The organism is Streptomyces sp. NPDC087420 (assembly GCF_044744165.1).
Classification (GTDB): Bacteria; Actinomycetota; Actinomycetes; order Streptomycetales; family Streptomycetaceae; genus Streptomyces.
The window spans coordinates 124,927-143,477 of the sequence record NZ_JBIUXU010000003.1; the positions used below are offsets into that span (position 1 = coordinate 124,927).

At 72.7% G+C, this 18,551-nt stretch carries 19 protein-coding genes and 1 tRNA gene; 10 read left to right on the forward strand and 10 right to left on the reverse strand.

The annotated features are described in order from the left end of the window. The first annotated feature begins 95 nt into the window (after positions 1–95). Positions 96–683, forward strand: a complete 588-nt coding sequence (locus ACIO1C_RS06620; RefSeq protein ID WP_401859318.1) for a lytic polysaccharide monooxygenase — start codon at positions 96–98, stop codon at positions 681–683. A gap of 173 nt (positions 684–856) precedes the next feature. On the opposite strand, the gene ACIO1C_RS06625 is transcribed toward ACIO1C_RS06620, so the two are convergent. After that, entirely contained in the window at positions 857–3,313 is a 2,457-nt protein-coding gene (locus ACIO1C_RS06625; protein WP_401859320.1) for an FtsX-like permease family protein, read from the reverse strand. Further along, positions 3,307–4,116, reverse strand: coding sequence for an ABC transporter ATP-binding protein (locus ACIO1C_RS06630; RefSeq protein ID WP_401859321.1), 810 nt, complete (start codon positions 4,114–4,116; stop codon positions 3,307–3,309). Before ACIO1C_RS06630 ends, ACIO1C_RS06625 begins: the two co-directional genes overlap by 7 nt. Before the next feature lie 205 nt (positions 4,117–4,321). Here ACIO1C_RS06630 and ACIO1C_RS06635 point away from each other — a divergent pair, with 205 nt between their 5' ends. Together ACIO1C_RS06635 and ACIO1C_RS06640 are read left to right on the forward strand one after the other, a co-directional pair. Then, positions 4,322–5,602, forward strand: a complete 1,281-nt coding sequence (locus tag ACIO1C_RS06635) for a sensor histidine kinase (protein WP_401859943.1) — start codon at positions 4,322–4,324, stop codon at positions 5,600–5,602. 183 nt (positions 5,603–5,785) lie between these two features. Then, positions 5,786–6,283 carry a phospholipase gene (locus ACIO1C_RS06640; RefSeq protein WP_401859323.1) on the forward strand — a complete coding sequence of 166 codons (498 nt, stop codon included), beginning with the start codon at positions 5,786–5,788 and terminating at the stop codon, positions 6,281–6,283. Between the two features lie 113 nt (positions 6,284–6,396). Here ACIO1C_RS06640 and ACIO1C_RS06645 read toward each other — a convergent pair. The 5 genes from ACIO1C_RS06645 to ACIO1C_RS06665 form a co-directional block, all read right to left on the reverse strand. Beyond that, positions 6,397–6,470 (reverse strand) — tRNA-Lys (locus ACIO1C_RS06645). A gap of 98 nt (positions 6,471–6,568) precedes the next feature. After that, the gene (locus ACIO1C_RS06650; RefSeq protein ID WP_401859325.1) at positions 6,569–7,633 is read right to left on the reverse strand and encodes an SGNH/GDSL hydrolase family protein; all 1,065 of its coding nucleotides are present in this window, start codon (positions 7,631–7,633) and stop codon (positions 6,569–6,571) included. A 185-nt stretch (positions 7,634–7,818) separates the two neighbouring features. After that, entirely contained in the window at positions 7,819–8,577 is a 759-nt protein-coding gene (locus ACIO1C_RS06655) for an IclR family transcriptional regulator (RefSeq protein WP_401859327.1), read from the reverse strand. Positions 8,578–8,887: 310 nt separating this feature from the next. Continuing rightward, a complete protein-coding gene (locus ACIO1C_RS06660) occupies positions 8,888–10,369 on the reverse strand; it encodes an amidase (RefSeq protein WP_401859329.1) in 1,482 nt (493 codons plus the stop codon). Further along, positions 10,362–11,321, reverse strand: a complete 960-nt coding sequence (locus tag ACIO1C_RS06665) for a D-2-hydroxyacid dehydrogenase (protein ID WP_401859331.1) — start codon at positions 11,319–11,321, stop codon at positions 10,362–10,364. Before ACIO1C_RS06665 ends, ACIO1C_RS06660 begins: the two co-directional genes overlap by 8 nt. Positions 11,322–11,520: 199 nt before the next feature. Here ACIO1C_RS06665 and ACIO1C_RS06670 point away from each other — a divergent pair, with 199 nt between their 5' ends. Both ACIO1C_RS06670 and ACIO1C_RS06675 read left to right on the forward strand, forming a co-directional pair. Further along, entirely contained in the window at positions 11,521–12,249 is a 729-nt protein-coding gene (locus ACIO1C_RS06670) for a decarboxylase (protein ID WP_401859333.1), read from the forward strand. A 209-nt stretch (positions 12,250–12,458) separates the two neighbouring features. Then, positions 12,459–13,514, forward strand: coding sequence for an LLM class flavin-dependent oxidoreductase (locus tag ACIO1C_RS06675; RefSeq protein ID WP_401859945.1), 1,056 nt, complete (start codon positions 12,459–12,461; stop codon positions 13,512–13,514). A gap of 70 nt (positions 13,515–13,584) precedes the next feature. On the opposite strand, the gene ACIO1C_RS06680 is transcribed toward ACIO1C_RS06675, so the two are convergent. The 3 genes from ACIO1C_RS06680 to ACIO1C_RS06690 form a co-directional block, all read right to left on the reverse strand. Then, positions 13,585–14,538, reverse strand: coding sequence for a GNAT family N-acetyltransferase (locus ACIO1C_RS06680; RefSeq protein ID WP_401859335.1), 954 nt, complete (start codon positions 14,536–14,538; stop codon positions 13,585–13,587). A 100-nt stretch (positions 14,539–14,638) separates the two neighbouring features. Beyond that, positions 14,639–15,208, reverse strand: coding sequence for a hypothetical protein (locus ACIO1C_RS06685; protein WP_401859337.1), 570 nt, complete (start codon positions 15,206–15,208; stop codon positions 14,639–14,641). A 41-nt stretch (positions 15,209–15,249) separates the two neighbouring features. Next, positions 15,250–15,624 (reverse strand): helix-turn-helix domain-containing protein, encoded by a 375-nt coding sequence (locus tag ACIO1C_RS06690; protein ID WP_401859947.1) that lies wholly within the window; start codon positions 15,622–15,624, stop codon positions 15,250–15,252. A 366-nt stretch (positions 15,625–15,990) separates the two neighbouring features. Between ACIO1C_RS06690 and ACIO1C_RS06695 the strand changes: the two genes are divergently transcribed. The 5 genes from ACIO1C_RS06695 to ACIO1C_RS06715 all read left to right on the forward strand — a co-directional run bounded on the left by ACIO1C_RS06695 (position 15,991) and on the right by ACIO1C_RS06715 (position 18,430). Further along, complete coding sequence (locus ACIO1C_RS06695) at positions 15,991–16,260, forward strand: WhiB family transcriptional regulator (RefSeq protein WP_401859949.1); 270 nt, start codon at positions 15,991–15,993, stop codon at positions 16,258–16,260. Continuing rightward, positions 16,257–16,817, forward strand: a complete 561-nt coding sequence (locus ACIO1C_RS06700) for a hypothetical protein (protein WP_401859339.1) — start codon at positions 16,257–16,259, stop codon at positions 16,815–16,817. Before ACIO1C_RS06695 ends, ACIO1C_RS06700 begins: the two co-directional genes overlap by 4 nt. A 53-nt stretch (positions 16,818–16,870) precedes the next feature. Next, on the forward strand, positions 16,871–17,050 hold the full coding sequence (locus ACIO1C_RS06705; RefSeq protein ID WP_401859951.1) for a helix-turn-helix domain-containing protein: 180 nt from the start codon (positions 16,871–16,873) through the stop codon (positions 17,048–17,050). Between the two features lie 386 nt (positions 17,051–17,436). Next, the gene (locus ACIO1C_RS06710) at positions 17,437–17,772 is read left to right on the forward strand and encodes a hypothetical protein (protein WP_345943738.1); all 336 of its coding nucleotides are present in this window, start codon (positions 17,437–17,439) and stop codon (positions 17,770–17,772) included. 52 nt (positions 17,773–17,824) lie between these two features. Next, positions 17,825–18,430 (forward strand): phage tail protein, encoded by a 606-nt coding sequence (locus tag ACIO1C_RS06715; protein WP_401859341.1) that lies wholly within the window; start codon positions 17,825–17,827, stop codon positions 18,428–18,430. Positions 18,431–18,551: the final 121 nt, after the last annotated feature.

Sequence of the window (18,551 nt, forward strand, 5' to 3'; positions counted from 1 at the left end):
TTAATACTCTAGTGCTTGGTCTAGACCGCAGTCTGTTCTCACCTGCACGCGTGCAGTACGGCTCACCGAACTCCCCACGTTCTCTGGAGCGAAGCATGCGAAAGAAAATAGGCGCGGCCGTGGTCGGCCTCGCGATCGCCGGCGTGTCCTTCGTCGGCACCGGCAGCGCCAGCAGCCATGGCTACACCGATCAACCGCTCAGCCGTCAGAAGCTCTGTGCCAACGGCACGGTGTCCAACTGCGGCAATATCCAGTGGGAGCCGCAGAGCGCCGAGGGCCCCAAGGGCTTCCCGGCGGGCGGCCCCGCCGACGGACAGCTGTGCTCCGCCGGCCTCAGCCAGTTCAACCAGCTCAACGACCAGCGCAATGGTGCCTGGCCGACCACGAAGGTGACGAGCGGCGCGAACTACAATTTCCGCTGGCAGTTCACCGCGAGCCACGCCACCACGGACTTCAAGTACTACATCACCAAGCAGGGCTGGAACTCCAACGCGCCGCTCACCCGCGCCGCTCTGGAGACCCAGCCGTTCCTGACGGTGCCGTACAACAACGCGCGGCCGCCGTTCACGCTGTCGCACTCGGGCAAGCTTCCCTCCCGGACCGGCCGGCACATGATCCTGGGCGTGTGGACGATCTCCGACACGGCGAACGCGTTCTACTCCTGCTCGGACGTTCAGTTCTGACGGACTCTCAGTCCCCAGGATGAGGTAGCGACCCCGGTCGCCGTGGTGGCAGCGGCGACCGGGGCCGGTACGTCGTAGTCAGGCGCCCGGGGAGCGGGGCACCGTCGGTCCGCCGCCGTCGGTCCCGCTCCCCGGGACGCCGCTCGTTCACCTGGGCGGGAGAGCAGGCGGGGTCATTCTCGTGCCCCGGCCAGTTCCACCGGCCGCCGCCGGAGCGACAGCCACGCCGGTACGACCGCCGCGACCACCGCCGTCGCCGCGCAGGCCGCCGCGACCGTGAGGAGCGCGGACCAGGGCATCACGGGTACGGAGGGGACGCGCAGCACGCCCAACGCGCCCCACATTCCCAGCAGGTTGAGCCAGGCGACCAGGACGCCGATCACCGCGCCCACCGCCACGACCGTCAGCGCCTCGGCCGCGACGAGCCACAGCACCTGCGCCTTCGTCGCACCCGCGAGCCGCAGCACGGCCAGGTCGCGGACCCGGTCGGCGGTCGCCATCACCATCGTGTTCGCCAGGGCGATCCCGCTGTAGAGCAGGGCGATGCCGAGGACGAGCAGAAAGCCGACACGTGTCCTGCTGTCGGTCTCCGGGTAACTGGCCCGTACCCAGGCCGCCTTGGTGAACACCTGGCCGCCGTCCGCGACGGCCGCCCGCAGGGCCGCCCCTACCGTACGGACGTCCGCGCCCTCCCCGACCGAGACGTCGACCCGGTCCACGGGCGCGCCCGCCGCGTTGCGGGGTGTCACGTACACCCCGTTGTCGCCGGTCCCGGCCCGCATCACCGCCGCGACCCGCAGCGTTCTCCGCGTACCGTCGCCGAGCCGGACGTCCACGGACCTGCCGACCGTGTGCTGCCGCCACTCGTCGTTCACGATGATCGAGTGGTCGTCCAGGTCGGCCACCCGGCCCGCCACCAGGGGGAGCCGGGCCGTCGCGGCGAGCGCGGACGGTTCCGCCGCGCGGGCGTCGGACCTGATCAGCGCCACCCCGTCCTCCAGGACGTAGACGGCCCCGGCTGACGTCGGCGAGATCTCGGCGCCGGGGATACGGCGCATCCGGGCGACGGTCGCCGTGTCGAAGCCCGTGTCGCCGGCGCCGGACACCACGAAGTCCGCCGTGGTACGCCGCCGGCTCTCCCCGGCCTTCGCGTCGGCGACGGTGGCCACGGCCCCGAGGAGCGAACCGGCCAGTGCCACCGTGACGAGGACGGGCGCGGCGACGGCCGACGTACGGCGGATCCCGGCGCACGCGTTCGCCCGCACCAACATCCCTGTGGCTCCCCGGAGTCGGGCCTGCGGCCAGGTCAGCAGCCGGATCAGCGGGCGGACCAGGACGGGTGCGAGCAGGGCGAACGCCGTGATCAGCAGCATCGGCCGGCTGGTGTACGCCTTGCGGCCGAGCAGGCTGCCCGGTTCGGTCGCCAGCGTGTGGGCGAGCAGCCCCAGCCCGGTCAGCAGCAGCCCCGCGCCGAAGACCCTGCGGCCCCACGTCATGATCCCGCTGTCCACCGCCGCGTCGCGCAGCGCCTCCGCAGGGCCGACCGACCCCGCGCGCCAGGACGCGGCGACCACTCCGGCGAGCGCTACCAACAGCCCCGTCCAGAAGGCCAGGTGGTACGGCCAGGCGGAGGTGCCGATGGCGAACCAGGCGGGCGCGACACCGCTTTCCACCAGCCAGGCGGCCAGCTTCGGCGCGGCGGCGGCGCCGAGCGCGCATCCCGTCGCCGAGGCCGCCACGCCGACCACCGCCGCCTCGGCGAAGACCGTGCGCCGGATCTGTCCCGGAGTGGCGCCGGCCGTGCGCAGGAGCCCGAACTCCCGCCGCCGCTGGGCGACTCCGAACGCGAAGGTCGAGGCGACGACGAAGACGGAGACAAAGCCGGTGACCCCCGCCGCCGTACCGAGCATGGTGTTCACCACGACCAGGGCCTCGCTGTCCCGGTCCGGATCGGCGTCCGCCTCCGCACGGCCGCGGCCCGTCAGTACCCGTACCCGAGGGGTGTCCGCCACCGCCGCCCGTACGGCTCCGGCCCCCGCCACCACGGCCAACTGGCTTACCGGCGGCGAGTGTTCGGCGGCGCGGGTGTCGGTGAAGAACAGGGCGTGCTCGAAGCCGAGGTCCCGTACGGTGCCGACCACCGTGACCGTGCCCCGGTCGGTCCGTATCCGCAGGCCCGGGGCGGCCCAACTCTCCGTCGCCACCACCTCGTCGGCGGCCGAGGGCGCCCGGCCCGTGACGAGGCGGTACGGCGCGAACGCGGCGGTGGACCACGGGTGACCCACCAGCGCGGCGGGCGCCGCGCCTTCGGCCCGTACCGCGAAGGAGCGGTCCTCGACCGTACGGCCGACGGCGGCCACCTTCTCCACGAGCGCGGCCGACAGGGGCGGGGGGAAGTCCAGTTCCTTGGTCCGGTCCCCGATCGGGGTCGGCACGCGCAGGGTGGCGGACGCCTTCACCACGACCGGCGCCGTCGCGAACCGTTCGGGGCGGCGGTCGGGGGCGTCCAGGCTCGCCGCCAGGGCCAGCCCCATCGTGGCGATCAGTCCGACGCCGAGCGCCAGGGCGACAAAGCTGCCGATGAAGGTGGTCCAGCGGGCGCGGAGGGTCCGCAGGACAACACTCAGCACGACGCGACCTCCGGCTGGACGGTCCCGGCGGCTCTCGCGGCCCCGGTGGTCCCGGCGGTCTCCAGCGTCGTCATCCGGCGCGCGACGTCCTCGGCGGCCGGCGCGAGCAGTTCGCCGTCGACCCGTCCGTCCACCAGGAACACCACGCGGTCGGCGTACGAGGCGGCGACCGGGTCGTGGGTGACCATGACGATCGTCCGGGCCTCCCGGTCGACCATGGCGCGCAGCAGGGAGAGCACCTCGCGGCCGGTCCGCGAGTCGAGGGCGCCCGTCGGCTCGTCGGCGAACAGCACCTCGGGGCGGGTGATCAACGCGCGGGCCAGCGCGACCCGTTGCTGCTGTCCGCCGGACATCTCCGACGGCCGGTGCCGGGCCCGGTCGCCGAGGCCGACCTCCGCCAGCGCCTCCCGTACCCGGGCCCGCGAGGTGCGGTGTCCGGCGAGCCGCAGGGGCAGTGCCACGTTCTGTTCGGCGGTCAGGGCGGGCAGCAGGTTGAAGGCCTGGAAGACAAACCCGACCCGGCGCCTGCGCAGCCGGGTCAGCCGGAACTCGGAGAGCGTGGTGAGTTCCGTACCGCCGAGGGTCACCGAGCCGGACGTGGGGCGGTCGAGGCCGGCCGCGCACTGGAGCAGCGTGGACTTGCCGGAGCCCGAGGGGCCCATCACGGCGGTGAAGGTGCCCGGGGGAAAGGCGAGCGAGACCCGGTCGAGGGCGGTGACGGCGTCCGCCCCGCTCCCGTACGTCCTGCTCACGGAGGCCAGCCGCACGGCGTCGCCGGTGTCATTTCTGCTGGGGTGGGTCATGGGTCCCACTCCACCGGGAACGGAGGCCCGGCACAGCAGTGCGGGACCGAGTCCTGAGGTAGGGCAGGCCATACCCCCGGCACTCCGCCCCGCCCGATGGTCCGGCCCCGGCCGCCCCCTCTACCGTCGTGCCATGCCCTCCCCTGCCATGCCGTCCCGCGCTACGTCCTCCCGTGCCACGTCCTCCGAAACCGTGTGGCAGGCGCTGGCCCGGCCCGGCTATCTGCTGACTCCCTGGCCCTGGCGCTCGGCCGCGTACCTGCTGAGCGGGGTCCCGGCCGGGATCGCCGTGCTGGTCGTGACGAGTGCCCTCGCCGTGGCCGGCGGGCTGCTCTCCCTCGTACTGGTCGGGCTCCCGCTGCTCGCCGTGCTCGCGCTCGGCGGGATCCCCGTGGCCGGGCTGGAGCGGCGCAGGACGCGGCTGGTGGACACCCGGCCCCTGGCCGACCCGCACCGCCGGCCGGCCGAACCGGGGCTGTGGCCCTGGGCGCTGACCCGGTTCCGGGAGCAGGCGACCTGGCGGGAGCTGGGGCACGCCCTGCTGTTCGCCCTGGTGCTGTGGCCGCTGGACCTGATCGCCGTCGGCTTCGGGCTGCTGCTGCCACTGGACATGATCGCCACGCCCGTGCTGATGGCGACCGTGTGGGACGGCCGGGAGGCGAAGGTCGTGAAGCTCTGGACGATCACGTCCTGGCCCGCCGCCTGGGCGTTCGCCGTGCTCGGCGTCGTGTTCCTGGCCGTGTGCTGTTACGCGCTCGGCGCGGTGGCCGGCGCCCGCGCGGAACTGACCCGGATCCTGCTCGCCCCCCGGGAGACCGTGCTCGGGCAGCGCGTCACCGAGCTGACCCGGTCGCGGATGCGGCTGGTGGACGCGTTCGAGGCGGAGCGGCGGCGGATCGAGCGCGACCTGCACGACGGGGCGCAGCAGCGGCTGGTGGCGTTGACGATGACCCTCGGGCTCGCCCGGCTCGACGTCCCGCCGGGCCCGGTCGCCGACCGGCTCCGTACGGCGCACGAGGAGGCGGGCGAGGTGCTCGCGGAGCTGCGCGAGCTGATCCGGGGCATCCACCCCGCCGTGCTCACCGACTACGGGCTGGCCGCCGCCGTCGCGGACGCGGCCGACCGCTCGGTGGTGCCGGTGGAGGTGGCGCTGGACGGGGCGGCCGGCCGGTACTCCGACGCCGTGGAGGCCGCCGCGTACTTCGTGGTGTGCGAGGCGCTCGCCAATGTCGCGCGGCACAGCGGGGCGGCCAGGGCCACGGTGACGGGGCGGTACGGGGACGGGCGGCTGGTGCTGGCGGTCGAGGACGACGGGCGGGGCGGGGCGCGCGCCGACGGCGGGAGCGGACTGACCGGTCTGGCCGACCGGATCTCCGTACTGGACGGCCGGCTGTCCCTGTCGAGCCCGGTCGGCGGGCCCACGGTCCTGCGAGTCGAGATCCCGTGCGACATCCGTACGGATATCCGCACCGAAGCCACCAACTAGGGCTGTTTGAAGGGGTGTTCGGTGGTGACGCCGGTGCAGGGGGGTTTCCCGGCACCCGAATGTCAGGGAGGATTCCCACAGCGGTCATCGCGCGTAGACCCGTAAGAGAACCACCCCGTTCAGTGTGAGGAAACGCCGTGCCACCGCACGGCGTCACGCCCGTTTTCGCCCGGAGGTTTTCCCATGCGCAGACGTCTGGCTCTTTCGCTCGCCGCAGCCCTGCTCGCCCTTCCCGCAGCCCTGCTGTCGACCAGTCAGGCCGTCGCGGCGCCCGCGGACAAGCCGCAGGTGCTGAGCGGCTGGACCCAGGGAACCGTCAGCAGCTACAACGCGTGGGTCTCCGCCCGCGGCAATCAGGGCGCCTGGTCGGCCTACGGCTTCGACTGGTCCACCGACTACTGCTCCAGCTCGCCGGACAACCCCTTCGGCTTCCCGTTCCAGACGGCCTGTGCCCGCCACGACTTCGGCTACCGCAACTACAAGGCGGCCGGCACGTTCAGCGCGAACAAGGCGCGGCTCGACTCCGCGTTCTACACCGACCTCAAGCGCGTCTGCTCCGGGTACTCCGGCGCCACGAAGGCGTCCTGCGACGCCACGGCGTGGACGTACTACCACGCGGTCGACATCTTCGGCGTGACCCCCGCGGTGGACGGCAACCGGTCCGTCGCCCCGGTCGGCTGACCGGTCGCTCTTCCCCCGGGAGGCCCGGCACCCGCCCGGCACCCGCCGGCAGACTCCGTACCCCACGCACACGAAGAAGGCCCCTCGCTCCCGCGAGGGGCCTTCCCTGTCTGTGCGCCGTCAGGGACTCGAACCCCGGACCCGCTGATTAAGAGTCAGCTGCTCTAACCAACTGAGCTAACGGCGCCTGCTGACTCGAAAATAATACCCGGTGCCCGGGGGTGCTCCGGACCACGGCCTTCCCCGCCCCGGGGAGGAAGGGGGGAGGCCGTGGCCCGGATCCTGTCAGCCCCTGGCTGGGGCGGTCCTGAGGAGGCCGTCGAAGGCGGCCTTCACCTGGCGGGCCTGGTTGTCCGCACCCGCCGCGTTCGGGTGGACAAACGTGCACGCCTCGCCGTTGCCGGGGATCTCCGCGCAGAACCCGGACGGGGGGTCCGTCTGGTCGCCGTCCCCGGTCAGGTCGTCCTTGACTCCGTACATCCAGCGCTGTCCGACGGGCTCGCAGAGGCCGTGCCCGGTGCTGGACCCGTAGACGTCGACATATGCGGCGCCATGATCGGCGGCCTGCCGGTCGAGCAGGCCGTTCAGCTCCCGCTCCACACCGTCCAGCCAGGGCATGTCGCCCTTGGCCACGGTGCCGAGCTGGCGCCAGACGCCCCAGGCGCAGCCGTTGTTGTGCGGGACGATCGCCGGGTAGCCGACCACCAGGACCTCGGCCCTCGGCGCGCGCTCCCTGATGGCCGTCATCATGGTGTCGTACTCCTCGTCGAGCTGGGCGAACTTGTCCGCCAGCCAGCCCCGGCCGTCGCCCTCCGTGAAGTACTTCGTGCAGGGCGTCCCGAAGCCGAGCGTGCCGAGGCCGCGCTCCAGGCACTCGGTGACGATCGTGCCGAACCCGAGGGTGTTCCCGCCGATGCCGACGGTCACGAAGTCCGTGTCGGGGCTGAGCGCGTCGAGCTGCGGCGGCTTCTCCGGCCAGCCGCCCTCGGGAGGCGCGGTCGGCGGACCAAGGATCTTCTGGGACGGCTGTGGGCCCAGGATTCCGTCCCGCACCTCCGCCGCGCCGCACGTGACGTCCGTGAGGTCCAGGCCCAGCTCGGCCGCGACCTGGCTCGGGTAGTTGCGCTCGGACCGGCCGCACCCGTCGCTGTCGTCCCAGGGGCGGACCCAGACGTTGGCGCTGTACGAGTCACCCAGCGCCACGTAACTCGGCGGGGCCTCGGCCTGCGCCGCCGCCCCGGCCGGCACCCGGTCGTCGATGGCCCGGGCCCCGGCGGTCGAGCCGAACATGGAGAGGGAGACGGCGAGCGCGGCGGCCGCGGCGAGCGGCACGCGTACGCGGACAGGCATGCGGAAGCTGGACAATCGATCGCCCTTCGTGTCTGCGCCACGGGCACATCCCGGCGGCACAGTCACCAAGCGTAGTTACACGGCGACGCGGTGTGAATGGCTGTGAGGCAGGTTGGCGAAGGGTCGCCAGATCGGTTTGAGTCCCGGATTTCCCGGCTTCGGAGCAGGGGGGCGACGTGAGGGCCTCAGAGCGTCAGCGACAGCGCCATCGGAGCCGCCCCGCGATTCAGCCTCGCCGCCGCCGACCTCAGCCGGTGCGCGTCCTCCACCGGCAGCGACAGCGCGAGGCAGCCCACCGCCGAGCCGGCCGTCAGCGGCACCGCCGCGCACACCGTCCCCACGGCGTACTCCTGGAGGTCCAGCACCGGCACCGTCGGCGGCTGGCCCTCCAGCCGCGAGAGCAGCAGCCGCTCGCTGGTGATCGTGCGGGACGTGAAGCGGGCCACCTTGTGGCGCGCCAGATGGTCCCGGCGCCCGTTCTGGTCCAACTGCGTCAGCAGGCACTTCCCTATCGCGCTGGCGTGCGCGGCGGACCGGAAGTCCACCCACTCGTTCACCGCCGGGGTGCCGGGACCGTCCGCGATCCGCGTCACCTTGATCTCGCCGTCGATGTACCGGCTCATGTAGACCGCCGCGCCGACGGAGTCGCGCAGCGCGGTCAGGCCGTCCTGGAGCTTGGCCTCCAGCGCCTCCTGCCGGGCGGCGCCGGAACCGAGCAGGACGAGCGAGTCGCCGATCGTGTAGGCGCCGTCCGCCACCTGCTCGACGTACCCCTCACGCCGCAGCATGGAGAGCATCGGAGCCAGATGCCCGGTGGGCAGGCCCGTCTCGCGGGCGATCTGGGCGTCCGTCACCCCGCCGCCGTACTTGGACACCGTCTCCAGGACGCGCAGGACGTAGTGCACCGAATGGAACGGCGCGGTCGGTTCCGGCTTCAGCGCCACGGCTCCCCCTAGCAGGTTGTCAGCGGGTTGACAGCAGGTAGTGACCGCAGGATTACGGACCCACGATAGCCGCCAAGGCCCCCGCGCGGGGCGGCTGTTGAGGAGAAGAGCGGAGCGGCCCGGCGCCGTACGCTGGGCCGCGTCACCATGGCATATGACAGCGTCATACCTGGTAAGCGGAGTGAGAGGTCAGCGCCCCGGGCGCACGGCCCGCGGGGCCCGCGGCCGGGCGGGGAAGCGGCGGACAATTGCACGGCGCCACCGCCCAGTGGACCCTTCCGCAAGGCTTCACCGTACGCTCACGGCTGGGTCAGTGGGAGTCGGAGGGCGCCGGAATCCGCGCCGCGCCCGACACGTACAGGGCGTGCGCCGCGCGCAGCACCACCTCGTCCGCGTGGCGCGCCCCGACCAGCTGGAGCCCGATCGGCAGCCCCTTCCCGTCGACTCCGCACGGTACGGTCGCGGCGGGCTGCTGGGTGAGGTTGAAGGGGTACGTGAACGGCGTCCACGCCGTCCAGCGGCGCCGGCCCGACCCGGCCGGCGTCTCCCGCCCCGCCTCGAACGCGGTGATCGGCAGGGTCGGCGTGACCAGTAGGTCGTACGCCGTGTGGAAGAGGCCCAGCCGGCGGCCCAGCATGACCCTGACCTCCGTCGCCGCCACGTAGTCCAGCGCGCTGAGGCGTGCGCCCGCCGCCGCCATCTCCCGCAGCCCCGGGTCGACCAGCGCCAACTGCTGCCGGTTGAGGGGCTGGAGCAGCCGGGCGGCTCCGCTGCTCCACAGCGTGTGGAAGGCCGCCAGCGGATCGGTGAGGTCCGGGTCCGCCTCCTCGACGTACGCGCCCAGCTCGGCCAGCCGCCCCACCGCGCGCCGCACGGCCGCCGCCACCTCGGGGTCCACCGCCACCTGGCCGCCCAGCGACGGGGAGTACGCGATACGCAGCCCCCGTACGCCCCTGGTCCCGTCGCCGTCCCGCCCGACCTGCCCGACCCGCCCGTCCTCCGTCAGCGAGCCGGACACCCCCGCGGCCGGCGCCAGCTGGGACCAGTCGCGCGGATCGGGACCGCTGATCACGTCCAGCAGCAGCGCCGCGTCCGCCGCGTCCCTGGCCAGCGGCCCCGCGTGCGCGAGCGTGCCGAACGGACTCGCCGGGTACTGCGGCACCCGCCCGTACGTCGGCTTGAACCCGAAGACCCCGCAGAAGGCCGCCGGGATCCGGACCGAACCTCCGCCGTCCGTACCGATGGAGAGCGGGGCCGCGCCGAGAGCCACCGCCGCCGCGCTGCCGCCGCTCGACCCTCCGGACGTACGGGCCAGGTCGTACGGATTGCGCGTCACCCCGGACAGCGCGGAGTCCGTGACCCCCTTCCAGCCGAATTCAGGGGTCGTCGTCTTCCCGACCAGCACCGCGCCGTGCTCCCGCAGCCGCGCGACCGCCGGCGCGTCCTGGTCCCAGCCGCCCGCCGGGCCCTCGCCCTCGGCCCGTACGGTCCGCGAACCGCGCAGCGTGGGCAGGCCGCGCTGCCGGAACGTGTCCTTCACCGACACCGGCACGCCGTCGAGCAGCCCCTGGGGCCGCTTCTCGCGCCACCGGACGGCCGACGCCCCGGCCTGCGCCAGCGCCTCGTCCGCGTTCAGCCGTACGAACGCGTTGACCAGCGGTTGTACGGTCTCGATCCGCTCCAGGACGGCCTGGGTGACGTCGACGGGCGAGAAGTCCCCCTTCGCGAACCCGGCCAGGAGCTGGTGTGCCGTCAGATCGGTCAGGAACGTGGGTGACCCGGGGTCAGTCATGCAGGGGGACGTACCCACGTTTCTTGTCGACCACGTTACGAAGGGGCTTTCCGGCGGCCCAGAGTTCGTACAGACCGACAAATTGTTCACCCAGCCGGTCGAGCCTGCCGACGGTGTCGCCGCTCATGTGCGGGGACACGATCAGACCCGGTACGTCCCACAGGGGGCTCCCCGGATCCAGCGGCTCCCGGTCGAAGACGTCGAGGGCCGCGCCCGCGATCCAGCGCTTGGACACGGCGGCGACGAGGTCGCTCTCGACGACCAGCTCCCCGCGCCCGACGTTGATGAAACGCGCGGACGGCTGCATCAGGCCGAAGGTCCGGGCGTCGAACATGCCCCGGGTCTGCTCTGTCAGCGGGGCGGCGCAGATCACCCAGTCGGCCCGGGTGAGCAGCCGTTGCAACTGCTCGGGTCCGTGGACGCCGGGCCGCGCCCGGCTGCCGGTGACGGCGACCGTCACGCCCAGCGCGCGCAGGGTGGTCGCGACGGCCCGGCCGATGGGGCCGGAGCCGATCACCGTGGCCCTGCTGCCCGCGACGGGCAGTCCCTCGCGGTGGCGCCACTGCCGTCTGCGTTGCAGCTCCAGCGTCCCCGGCAGGTCCTTGGCCATGGCGAGGACCAGACCCGCCACGTACTCGGCGATGGGCTCCTCGAAGATGCCGCGCGCGTTGGTGACGACGGTGTCGGAGTCGACCAGTTCGGGGCAGAGCAGCCGGTCGACCCCGGCGCTCGCGGTGTGCACCCAGCGGGGCCGCGGGCCCGTACCCGGCCAGGCTTCCCGTACCGCGTCGGAGGTGAAGTCCCAGACCAGCAGCACGTCCGCGGCGGGCAGCCGGGCGGCGAGCCCGGCCTCGTCGGTGTGCCGGACCGTGGCCCGCCCGGTCAGCCTGCCGAGGCGCGGGGCAGGGTCCTGGCCCGCCGCGTCCAGGACGAGCAGGGTCGGTGCGGCCATGAGGGGGAGCCCTTCTGCCGACGTCCGGGAGGTGCGGATCGACCACGCTCGCACCTCGCCCCAAGGTCGTCAACAGCGCACCGGGGCGTGGGGAGCGGGCGGGGAGTACGCACCGGAGGAGGGGGTATTCGTCATCGATCCCGTGAAGAAGCAGTCAAGAAGCAGGACGCTGTGACGTGACGACACAGGAAGGCTGGACATGACGACCGTTGGACTTCTCTGTCCCGGACATGCCGCCGAGGACGACTTTCCGCGCATCGAGATGCTGCTGGGCACCGACGTCAGGCTGCCCCTGGTCCACGCGGACATGGCCGAGCCCGAGCGGCTGGCCGAGGGAGTGGCCGAACTGAGGCTCGCGGGCGCCGAGTGCGTCGTCTGGGCGTCCGCCAGTGGCAGTTTCATGTACGGGTGGGACGGGGCGCACGAGCACACGCGCGCGCTGGCCGTCGCCGCGGGGCTGCCGGCGTCGAGCACGTCGTTCGCCTTCGCCCATGCCGTACGGGCCCTGGGGGTCAGCCGGGTCGCCGTCGCCGCGCGCTATCCCCGGGACGTCACCGACCGGTTCGTCGCCTTCCTGGAGGCGGCGGGGACCGAGGTCGTACCGGACCGGGGGAGTGGAGCGGCCGGGTCCGCCGCTCCGGCCGGGTCCGCCGGGGCGGCCGGCGAGGCGGCGGAACTGGACGGGAGCGGCTCCGGCACGCGCGAACGGGTGATGGAGCTGGCCCGTGCGGGTGATCACCCCGACGCGGAGGCGGTGCTTCTCCCGGACACGGCCCTGCACACGGTGGCGTACCTGCCGGAGCTGGAGGAGGCGCTGGGCAAGCCGGTGCTCACGGCGAACCAGGTGACGGTCTGGGAAGGGCTGCGGCTGACGGAGCGACGGGCGCGGGTCCGGGGGCTGGGCACCCTGTTCGCGGGCCCGGAGTGACGGGTCCGGAGTGACGGGTCCGGAACGACGCTCCCGGCGGGGCCGCGACGACTCGCCGGGAATAAGCGGAGAGCCCCTCCTGTTGTGGCGTGTTCCCAGGTTCTTCATGCGCAGGAGGGTGTTCACCGGTGGTTGACGCGAGCCGAGACACAACAGACACAGGCACGGACACACGCACGGGCACGGACACGGACCGGGCCACGGACAGGATTCGTGGTGTGGTCCGGGGTACCGCGCCCGTGCCCCTGTCCGTCCTGGACCTGGTCACGGTCGGCAAGGGCTCGACCGCCGCGAACTCCCTGCGCACCAGCGTCGCGCTGGCGAAGCTGGCCGAGCGCCGCGGCTTCCACCGGCACTGGGTCGCCGAGCACCACTCGATGCCGGGCGTCGCCTCGTCGTCCCCGGCCGTGATCCTGGCCCACCTCGCCGCCCACACCGAGCGTGTCCGGCTCGGTTCCGGCGGGGTGATGCTGCCCAACCACGCCCCGCTGGTCATCGCGGAGCAGTTCGGCACGCTGGAGGCGCTCGCCCCCGGCCGCGTCGACCTGGGCCTGGGCCGCGCGCCCGGCACCGACGGGGCGACGGCCGCCGCCCTGCGCCGTACGGAACGCCTCAACGAAGGCGCGGACGACTTCCCCGAGCAGCTCGCCGAGCTGACCCGCTTCCTGGACGACGACTTCCCCTCCGGACACCGTTACGGCCGGATCCACGCCATCCCCGGCCCCGTCCAGGGCCCTCAGGGCCGGCCGCCGATCTGGCTCCTCGGCTCGTCCGGCTTCAGCGCCCGCCTCGCCGGGGTGCTGGGCCTGCCCTTCGCCTTCGCCCACCACTTCTCGGCGCAGAACACGATCCCCGCGCTGGACCTCTACCGGGAGTCGTTCCGCCCCTCCGAGGTGCTGGACGCCCCGTACTCCGTGATCGGGGTGGCGGCCCTGGCCACCGACGAGGAGCGGGAGGCGCGCCGCCAGGTCCTCACGGGCGCCCTGTCGATGCTCCAGCTGCGCACCGGCCGCCCGGGTCTGATCCCGACGCCGGAAGAGGCGGCGGCGTACCAATTCAGCCCGCTGGAGCGGGAGTTCGTGGACGGCTGGCTCGTCAACATCGTGCACGGGACACCGGATGTCGTACGGGCGGGCCTGGACGATCTCCAGAAGCGCACGGGCGCCGACGAGTTGATGATCACGGCCCATGCCCACAGCCCGGAGACGCGGCTGCGCAGCTACGAACTGATCGCCGACGCCTACGGGTTGCCGACACTCGGCTGACGCTCCCGGCCGGCTGACGCGCCCGGCGAGGCGGGCCTCGTACCCCGGCGGGGCTCGTCGGGGGCGGGGCTCAGTGGGCCAGCGGGCGGACCAGGCCCCAGAGGCCGAGCGCCGGCTTCATGCCGAGCGAGTCGTTCAGGCGCAGGATCGGCTCGTTCGTCTCGTCGTTGTGCGTGATGACGGCACCGGCCCCCGCGCGGTACGCGTGCAGCAGCGCCGCCGACTTGACCGCGGCCGCGATGCCCCGCTCCCGGTAGCGCGTGTCCACCCCGGTGAAGATCGTGTACCAGGTGTCGGAGGCCGCCTGGGGGGTGAGGATGGTCAGCCCGCAGGTCACGGGCTCCGACCCGTCCAGCGACTCCGCCAGCATGATCACGGCCTTCTCGGGGATGAGTCTTCGCGCGTGGTCGAGGCTGATCTCCTGGCCCTCCTGGAACGGGAGCTTGGCGCCCTCCAGACACCGGCCGGCGCACTCCATGATCGTCCGCGCCTCGTCCTCCATGGTGGCCGCCCGGACGCTGACGCGCGCCAGGGTGGCCGACCGCGCCGCGGCCTCCGCGAGCTTCTCGCCGTGGGCGGGCAGCTCGTACAACCGCCCCACGCTGTGGTTCGTCACCCGGAAGCCGCACCTCTCCGCGAACGCCCGCCCCTCGGGGAGGTCGTCACGCAGCGTGCAGGTGAGCGTCTCCGTGCCGCGCAGGCGCCCGGCCCCCTCTTCGAGCAGCCCGGCGAGCGCTGTCCCGATGCCGGTCCTGCGCGCGTGGGGTACGACGGCGATCAGGGCGGAGGCCGTACCGGGAAAGGCGGGTTCCCGGGCGAGCTTCGCCGCGCCCAGCAGGGAGCCGTCGCGTTCGGCGACAAAGGCGAGGTGGGCGTCGTGCGCCGCGGCGGCGCGCAGCTGCTCCCGCAGGCGGTAGCGGATGTCCCAGGCGCTGGTCAGCATGAGCAGCTCCATCACCGCGTTTGTGTCCGCGGGGCGCATCGGCCGTGTGGTGTACCCCGCCCGCGTCAGAGAATCGCCCATATGTACAGCTTAGGTGGGATGGCGCACCGACGCCCTGCGGCAGGCGCGGCCACGAGCCGCCGGTCCGGCCCGGCCGCCGGGCCGAGCGCGCCCGCCCGGCTCACCCCTCGTCGCCACGCTCCCGCGCCGCCCGCCTGTGCCGGGGCCGGTGCGGCATCAGGTTGCGTACGTTCGCGTCGCCCGCGCCCACGAGAGGCAGCCGCTGGGCCTGTGACGCGGGTGGGGACTCCGGCCCGAGCGGGGACTCCGGCCCGGGTGGGGATTCCGGGTCTCCGGGCAGAGGGGAGTGCGGGCGCGCGAGCCCGTCCCGTGCCTCCGGTGTCTCCGACGCACGGGACGGACCGGGTGGGTCCGGCGCCGGGGTCGCCGGCTCCGTGTCGGCCGACTGGTCCGGGAAACGGAGCAGTCTGCCCGCGGGGACGGGAAAGTCCTCCATGTCGGGGTGACCCGCCGCCGAGGGCTGCGCCTGGCCGGCCGCCCGGGCGTGCTCCGCCCAGCCGGTGCGGTACCACCGCACTTGATCCCGGATGACCTCTTCGTCCGTGAGGATGCGCACACCGTCGACGCCGGCCTGCTGGACCTTCTGGCCCAGCTCGATCAATAAATCACCCAACAGCATGGCCAGCCGGTCCTGTGGGACCGGAACGCCACCGTCCCCGTCGTTGCCCATGCGCGCACTCCTTCACGCCCCCCCACGGGGCAGCCGATCCCCTAACTACTTGCCGGCAGGAATTGCTTCGCGACCTTCACGAACACTTCCCGCAGCTCAGGGGGCACCCCCATTCTCCGTGCCGCCTCTTCGGGACTCAGTCGCGGGGAGTCCTCCGCCAACTCGGGCCCCGTCGCGTCCGTTTGCGACCGCGCCGCGATCGGCAGATCCTCCTCCGACAACCGCCCCGACCGGATGAGCATTTCTCTCAGCGGGATGCCGAGTACCGCCGCCAGTCTTCGCATGGTCTCCAGGTCGGGCATGCTCTGCCGCTGGAGCAGTCGGCTGACCGCCGCCCGGTGCACCCCGGCGTCGTCCGCGAGCTTCGACTTGCCACCGCCGCGCGGACTGTCGATGTCGTATCCCTGACGGCGCATCAGGGACTCCACCCAGCCGGCGAACACGTCCAGTCCGTCCGCGCGGTTCCTGACGCCGTCACCGCGGAAGCCCGTGTTGTTGCGGGCGTCCGCCCGCGAGCCTGAACCCATTGTCTCGATCTCCCCTCGTCGCGGGGGACAGAGTACCGATCGCGCGCGCACCTATTGGTGTGCGCGCTCGCGCGTTGTTGTGGAGATGTCGTACAACGCGCAGACCCGAGGGGTGACTTGGGGTGCAGTGCTGACACCTCCTCACAGAGCGTAGTCGCTTGCGCACGCGCTCGCACCATGCAACGCTGATCACGCGTCCGCAATTGTCGAACAAATATTCCCATACATAGGGAGGGGTTGCACGTGCCTTCACCGATGACAGTGTCCTCAACCGCTGTGACCTTGGGCTTCTGCCGTACGGACGAAGATCTTGACTGGCGCAGGGACGCCGCCTGCGCCGATCTTCCTCAGCGTTTTGTGTTCACCAAAGTCCCTTCCGAAGCCGAACCGGTATTGCGTGCCTGCAATCACTGCCCGATTCGTGAGGAGTGTGTCGCCGTCGTGGACCCCATGCGGACCTGGTTCGACGGTGTCAGCGGCGGGCGCCTGTGGCGCAACGGCCGCGAGGTAAGGCGGGCGGCGTGACGAACACCAGCAGCACCACCGGCAGCACCGGCAGCACCGGCGGCACTGGCGGCACCAGCGGCGCGCTGTGGATCGCCGCACTCCTGCGGCACTTCCCCGAACTTCTGACAGAACTCGCCCCGACCGCCGGCCGCGTCCTGCGCGAGCGTCCCGGCGCCGCCCCGACGGGTGGCTCCGTCGCGCCCCTGCGGCTGTACGTGTCCGACGCCATCCGCGATGTCACCGACGGCGTCGTGGAGTTGGAGGAGGCCGTACGGGAACGGCTCGGCCTGCCCCGCGTGGCCGCCGCCCCCGTACCCGTACGACTCCGGCGTATCGCCGGCCTCCTGGAGCGGATCGGCGGAGACGCGGACCTGGCCGCGCACGTGGAGGACGAGACCCGGCGGATGGCCCGCCGGTGCGCCCGGGCGCTGGGCGATCCCGAGCAACTGGTCCGCGTCGCCGGGCGCTGCCCCGCCTGCGACTCGGTGTCCCTGCGGGCGTTCCCGGAGCGGGCGACGGTGATGTGCGTGAATCCCGTCTGCCGCCACTCACCGGCGGTGGAGGCGGCGTCGTGAGCGCGGGAGGCGCGACGACGGCCACGGTCGGGGCGACGCGGACGGGCGGACCGGTGAGCGTCGCGCTGATCTCGGGGGATCTGGCCGCCGCCGAGGTCGAGGTGTCCCCGGCGACCATCCGCAAGTGGGTCCAGCTCGGACACCTCACCGCGGCGGGACGCCAGGGCAGACGGCTGCTCTACCGGCTGGAGGACGTGTTCGCGGCGGAGCGAGCGGCGCGCCGCAGGAGCTGACCGTACGACCGACGTACGACCGGGAAAGGCCCCGCCGGGACACCGGCGGGGCCTTTCCCGTTGCCCTCTTCGTTCCCGGGGACCACCAACCACACCTCCGGAAGGCTCGGTTGCGGGATCAGCCACCCTCGATCACACTTGAAGCAGCGGCAGAGCTGCGCCCCTTCCGAAGGGCGGCGGACCTGCCGCTTTGTGTTGCCCGGAATCCCACTCCCCTGGGTCGCGACCGGGCCTCACCACTGATCAGCACGGCTGATCCGCACATCCGCACATCGCACATCCGCCCCACGGCCCATCGCCTTCCGCGAAGGAGCGTCCATGTGAGCGTTTTGAACTTTCCCGATGTGGAACGGCTTGTCGTCGACTTCCTTGAGGACCGGCCCGAAATGGCCGGAGTCACGGTCGACAACCGCCCGCCCGCCGGGTTCGACGGCACCCAGAAGGCCGTCCTGGTCTCCCGCGTCGGCGGAGTGTGGGTCGACGACCTGCACCTCGACAAACCACTGCTGGACCTCGAGGTGTACGGCCCCGACAAGACCACGGCACACACCGTGGCCCTCGCCGCCCGCGCCTGTGTCCTGGAGCTGATCGGTACGCGGTACGGCACGGCGGTGGTCACCGACGTCGACGAGGCCGACGGGCCCCGCTGGCTGCCCGACTACAACCGCCCGGCCGGCAATCGCTACCTGGCCACGCTCCGCCTGTCCATCCGCCCCGCGTAGATCCACAACGCCCCACCCTTCCACAACGCTCAACCCTTCCTGAGGAGTTCACATGGCAACAGGTCCCAACAGCAGCAAGGAAATCCGCGTCGCAGGTACCGGAAAGGTCCTGGTGGCGGCCCCGGTCGGAGCCACCGGGGCGCCGGCCGCGCCGATCGACACCACCGTGGCGTGGACCGGCTGGACCGAGCTGGGCTACACCTCCACCGACGGCATCAAGCTCAGCAAGAAGGACAAGATCGACCAGGTGGACGGCTGGCAGTCGGTGAGCGCCCTGCGCTACATCTACTCCGACCGTGAGCTGACCGTGAAGTTCCAGCTGCTCCAGATCAACAAGAACACCCTGCCGTTCTTCATGGGCGGTGGCGCCACGGCGCTCCTGTCGTCCCCGGCCGCGGCGGGCACGTTCAAGTACGACCTCTCCGCCAACCCCAAGGCGGACGAGCGCCAGCTCGGCTTCGAGTTCACCGACAGCAACGGCACCGGCGACGTGTCGTACCGCTTCGTCATCCCGCGCGGCCAGGTCACCGAGACCGAGGAGATCGCGATGACCCGTACGGGCGCGATGAAGCTCGGTGTGACCTTCACGGCCTACGCGCAGGACGACACGGCGCTGCCGCTGGCGACGTGGCTGATGAAGGACACGGCGTTCGCGTAAGCGCCACGGGTACGGGGGTGGGGGGGGGGGCCCCCCCGCGGGGCGGGCGCCCCCCGCGCCCCCCCCCCCCCCCCCCCCCCCCCCCCCCCCCCCCCCCCCCCCCCCCCCCCCCGCGCCGCGA

Bases quoted from the DNA above. Each gene is read 5' to 3' on its own strand.
- ACIO1C_RS06620 (WP_401859318.1), top strand. From the start codon at position 96: ATGCGAAAGAAAATAGGCGCGGCCGTGGTCGGCCTCGCGATCGCCGGC.
- ACIO1C_RS06630 (WP_401859321.1), bottom strand. From the start codon at position 4,116: ATGACCCACCCCAGCAGAAATGACACCGGCGACGCCGTGCGGCTGGCC.
- ACIO1C_RS06640 (WP_401859323.1), top strand. From the start codon at position 5,786: ATGCGCAGACGTCTGGCTCTTTCGCTCGCCGCAGCCCTGCTCGCCCTT.
- ACIO1C_RS06650 (WP_401859325.1), bottom strand. From the start codon at position 7,633: ATGCCTGTCCGCGTACGCGTGCCGCTCGCCGCGGCCGCCGCGCTCGCC.
- ACIO1C_RS06660 (WP_401859329.1), bottom strand. From the start codon at position 10,369: ATGACTGACCCCGGGTCACCCACGTTCCTGACCGATCTGACGGCACAC.
- ACIO1C_RS06665 (WP_401859331.1), bottom strand. From the start codon at position 11,321: ATGGCCGCACCGACCCTGCTCGTCCTGGACGCGGCGGGCCAGGACCCT.
- ACIO1C_RS06670 (WP_401859333.1), top strand. From the start codon at position 11,521: ATGACGACCGTTGGACTTCTCTGTCCCGGACATGCCGCCGAGGACGAC.
- ACIO1C_RS06680 (WP_401859335.1), bottom strand. From the start codon at position 14,538: ATGGGCGATTCTCTGACGCGGGCGGGGTACACCACACGGCCGATGCGC.
- ACIO1C_RS06685 (WP_401859337.1), bottom strand. From the start codon at position 15,208: ATGGGCAACGACGGGGACGGTGGCGTTCCGGTCCCACAGGACCGGCTG.
- ACIO1C_RS06690 (WP_401859947.1), bottom strand. From the start codon at position 15,624: ATGCGCCGTCAGGGATACGACATCGACAGTCCGCGCGGCGGTGGCAAG.
- ACIO1C_RS06695 (WP_401859949.1), top strand. From the start codon at position 15,991: ATGACAGTGTCCTCAACCGCTGTGACCTTGGGCTTCTGCCGTACGGAC.
- ACIO1C_RS06710 (WP_345943738.1), top strand. From the start codon at position 17,437: ATGGCCGGAGTCACGGTCGACAACCGCCCGCCCGCCGGGTTCGACGGC.
- ACIO1C_RS06715 (WP_401859341.1), top strand. From the start codon at position 17,825: ATGGCAACAGGTCCCAACAGCAGCAAGGAAATCCGCGTCGCAGGTACC.